The 4,246-nt window shown below is 39.6% G+C and carries 3 protein-coding genes; all 3 read left to right on the top strand.

All coding sequences use genetic code 11. From position 1 onward, the window contains the following. Window positions 1-168 precede the first annotated feature (168 nt). The 3 genes from E5A76_RS20750 (at window position 169) to nagK (ending at window position 4,193) form a co-directional block, all read left to right on the top strand. Window positions 169-2,211 (top strand): methyl-accepting chemotaxis protein, encoded by a 2,043-nt coding sequence (locus tag E5A76_RS20750; protein WP_161118536.1) that lies wholly within the window; start codon window positions 169-171, stop codon window positions 2,209-2,211. A gap of 129 nt (window positions 2,212-2,340) precedes the next feature. Then, window positions 2,341-3,060: a tRNA-uridine aminocarboxypropyltransferase gene (locus E5A76_RS07385; RefSeq protein ID WP_053989667.1), complete on the top strand. Its 720-nt coding sequence runs from the start codon at window positions 2,341-2,343 to the stop codon at window positions 3,058-3,060. A 224-nt stretch (window positions 3,061-3,284) separates the two neighbouring features. Then, a complete protein-coding gene (gene nagK / locus E5A76_RS07380; protein ID WP_053989668.1) occupies window positions 3,285-4,193 on the top strand; it encodes an N-acetylglucosamine kinase in 909 nt (302 codons plus the stop codon). Window positions 4,194-4,246: the final 53 nt, after the last annotated feature.

The following is a 4,246-nucleotide window of genomic DNA, read 5'->3' as shown; positions in this document are numbered from 1 at the left end:
CTAGATATACACTTATGCGATCGTCTGAAGAGTCAGATGTTTATAATATACAGATATTTATTTATTAAATTAATACTCAATAGAGAGTATTGATAATAATAACAGTATGGTAATTGGGTATTATACGTATTGCTGTTCTCTCTTATAAAATAGCTAGAGGGCAGATCAGTGACGCAGAAATACAGTACAAAAAAATTATCGATTGTTTTAAGAATTCAAATTGTTTTAGCCGTATTGGTGACGATTGGCATCATATTATCGGTATTCGGTAATAATGGTTTGAAAAACCTGACGCGAGAATTTGAAGTGTTAAGTCAACAAGCCGTACCTGTTTCTCTTAAAAATACCACTATTGTAACGAGCGCATTAGAAGTTGAGCAAAGTTTGAGTGATATGTTGATGAGTTACGATGAAGCATCACTTAATCAAACATTCCAATTGTCTCAAAATATGCTGGCACAAGGTGTAAGTGCCGGAAAAGAGCTCAAAGAACTGTCTTCAAAATACCATATTAACTGGTTAAATAACTATGCCGACAAATACTTATCGGAAGTTGATGTTATTAATCAGTTGGCATTTGAAATTTACTCCATTCAAAAACAAATTATTCAAAATAACCTTAAATTATCGTCTGAACGTTCAACAATGAACTATGCGGTGTCAGCAGTACGCTCTGAAATGAGTCGCGTTGGGATCACTCTCTATGCCGGTAATGATTACGCCATGAGTAATGTGACAAACTTTCTTAACCATGCCGTAGAGCTTGGCGGCAATTTAATGTTGTTAGTAACAGAGCCGGATCAAATAAAAGCGAAAGCGATCGCCAAAGATCTGAAACGTACTAATCTGGCTGGAATGAATTATGCGTGGGATGAGCTGGTCCGTTCTAATGCTGCTATAAATGATTTTTCTAGCTTAACGGTACCATTTGAAATGGTGAAAAAGCTATTTGCTAAACAAGGGTTTATCGAGCGTTATTTGAATGTTTTGCAATTAAATCAAGAGCAGAAGAGTAAATATACGGAAATTAAGCAGCAAACAGAGCAAATCATGACGCTATTGAGCGTGATCACTCAGCAGTCACATCAGCTGATTGAAAATGGTGAAAATGATTTTATGTATGCTAGCGACGATGCTCGCCATGTGTTTCTTGTCTTTAGCATTGTTGGATTGATGGTCTCCATTTTAGCTGGTTTGTGGATCAGTCGTGTTGTGAAGAAATCCATTGATCATATCAGTGATGTTGTTAATAAGATCAGTGATGGTGATTTAACCGTACAGGCCAATACTAATGGGGCAAGTGAGTTTGCTCAGTTAGGACAAGTTTTAAATGATCTATGCGAACATGATAGAGAATCTTTACAGCAGTTGATCACTAATAGTGATGAATTAAATCGTGCAGCAGAGCTAAGTATGCGTGCATCGACGACCTCTCGTATTGCATTACAAAATCAAAGTGAAGAATTAGCAATTGTGACTACCTCGATGACGGAGCTAGAAGCGTCTATTCGTGAAATATCCAAAAGTAGTTCAGACTCAGAAAAACAAGCCCAGAAAGCACAACAATTAGCATTTAATGGCGTGGGGATCATTGAGTGTAGTACGCAAGGATTATTAGCTTTAGAAGGGCAGTTTGCGATTAATGAAAAGCGCATGCAGCAGTTGGATAATTATGTGAAAGAAATTACAGAGGTGGTTGAGTTAATCAGTTCCATTGCTAACAATACTAATTTATTGGCGTTAAATGCGGCAATTGAAGCAGCTAGAGCGGGTGAGCAAGGGCGAGGTTTTGCGGTTGTGGCAGATGAAGTCAGACAATTAGCCAGCGAAACCAGTCAGCAAACTGAATCTATTCGTAACACTATCAGTGCATTACATAAAGCGGCAGATGATGTGAACGATGCTATGTTGATCAGCCGTAAAGAAATGATGTCATCCATTGAACGTAGTAGCGATGTTCAAAAAGCGATTAACTTAATTAACAGTACAATTTCAGAAATAAACCAGCAAATGGTTACAATTGCTGTTGCAACACAACAACAAGAGCGTGCATCTCAGCATGTCGCTCAGAACTTAGAGCAAGTTGCCAATCGTGCACAACAGAATAACCATCAGTTAGATACTTTAGTGGATGAGGCTGAGCGCGTCGCGGTGATCGCCCAGCAACAGCAAGGAATGCTAAGTCGTTATCACTTGGAAGTAGAAAACTGAACAAGTGTAGTATCGGCTGTTATTTGAGCAAGAAAAGAGAGTAATAGATAAGGTTTGCGTTAATTTTTGTAAGTTAGCCGCGCTATTGGGTAGAATGCGACGGTTTTTTCTGTCTCAGGTTCATTCTTCATGCGCATACATGCTGTACATACGTTATATGAGGAACGTTTAGCACGTTCAACTCGTCCTTTTCTTGCTCGTGGCTGTAAAGTTGAGCGTTGTCGACAATGTATGTTGCGCACGCACCTTTGTATCTGTTCACATCGCCCGTTAGCCAAATCCAATGCGGCTTTCTTACTGGTTATGTTTGATGATGAAATCTTAAAGCCAAGTAATACGGGACGATTAATTGCCGATCTATTTGAAGATACTTTTGCTTATATTTGGTCTCGCACTGAGCCTAACCAAGACATGTTAGCATTATTACAAGATCCGCAATGGCAACCTTATGTTGTTTTCCCTGCTGAATATGCTGAGCCTGAACGTGTTGCTGAGCGTGTTGAGCTTGCTGAAGGTAAACGCCCATTATTTATTATGTTAGATGGCAGTTGGGCGGAAGCGAAAAAGATGTTCCGTAAGAGCCCATACCTGAATCAATTCCCTGTACTGTCTATCAACCCTGATAAACCATCGCGTTACAAAGTGCGTGAAGCATCAAAAGAAAATCAATTAGGTACAGCAGAAGTTGCTGCTCGTATTATTGATTTGTTTGGTGAGCATGATAACGCCGAGATGTTGGATCTCTGGTTTGATGTTTTCCGTGAAAATTACATTACCGGAAAAATGAACCGTATGTTGCCAGACGATTCATCACTTAAAGCCCTACAAACATTTATGGATGCGCATTAATTTGTGACCTTGTCACATTAATCATTGGGGCTAATGACACAGAGTGCTAACGATGTGTAATTTTGCTCAACTTTTTTCATTAAACGAGAGCTTTGCACATCGATATAAGGCTAAATTTGTCCTTAGTCACAGATAGCTTGATGATAACTGTGGATAATTTTCAAACCAATGAAAGTTTCGTACACTCAGCAAGTGTAGTTGAGCATTATTTGTGAGGATATAGGATGTACTACGGCTTTGATATAGGCGGTACCAAAATTGAATTTGGGGCATTTAATGAAAAGCTTGAGCGTGTAGCAACAGAGCGAGTACCTACGCCAGGGGATGATTACAATAAACTTATCGATACCTTGGTTACTTTGATTAAACAGGCTGATGAAACATTTGGTTGTGAAGGTCTAGTTGGTATCGGCATTCCTGGCATCGAAGATGCACGTGATGGTGTGGTGTTAACATCTAACATTCCTGCGGCGAAAGGTCGTACGTTACGTGCAGACTTAGAAGCAAAATTAGGTCGTAAAGTAGCACTGGATAACGATGCAAACTGTTTTGCGTTATCTGAAGCATGGGACGATGAGCATAAAGATTCACCATCTGTACTCGGTTTGATCTTAGGTACAGGTGTTGGCGGCGGCATGGTTTTTGATGGCAAAGTCTTTTCTGGCTTAAATCACGTAGGTGGTGAATTAGGCCACGCACGTCTGCCTCTAGACGCATGGTTGTTCCTTGGTGAGAATGCACCGTTACTCGGCTGTGGCTGTGGTCAAAAAGGTTGTATTGATAATTACTTATCTGGCCGTGGTTTTGAATTGCTTTACAACCACTATTACAGCGAAGAATTAAAAGCGATTGAGATTATCGGTAATTATCGTGATGGTGAAGCTAAAGCTGTTGAGCACGTTGAACGCTTCCTAGAGTTATTAGCAATTTGTTTGGCGAACATCTTTACCGGTATCGATCCTCATGTTGTCGTGTTAGGTGGTGGTTTATCTAACTTTGATCTTATTTATGAAGAATTACCTAAACGCATACCTAAATACTTACTATCAGTCTCTGTTGCTCCAAAAATTGTGAAGGCAAAATACGGTGACGCTGGTGGCGTACGTGGCGCAGCGTTCTTAAATATAAAATAAGACGATAGTTGAACAAGTTATATAAAAGCACTTTCTTTGGAAGGTGCTTTTTT

This window comes from Photobacterium lucens, from assembly GCF_009873615.1.
Lineage (GTDB): Bacteria > Pseudomonadota > Gammaproteobacteria > Enterobacterales > Vibrionaceae > Photobacterium > Photobacterium lucens.
The sequence above is the reverse complement of the archived record's forward strand: the minus strand, read 5'-3'. Positions and strand labels throughout refer to the sequence as shown.

Coding starts and splice junctions, on each gene's coding strand:
- E5A76_RS07385 (WP_053989667.1), top strand. CDS start 2,341: ATGCGCATACATGCTGTACATACGTTATATGAGGAACGTTTAGCACGT.
- nagK (WP_053989668.1), top strand. CDS start 3,285: ATGTACTACGGCTTTGATATAGGCGGTACCAAAATTGAATTTGGGGCA.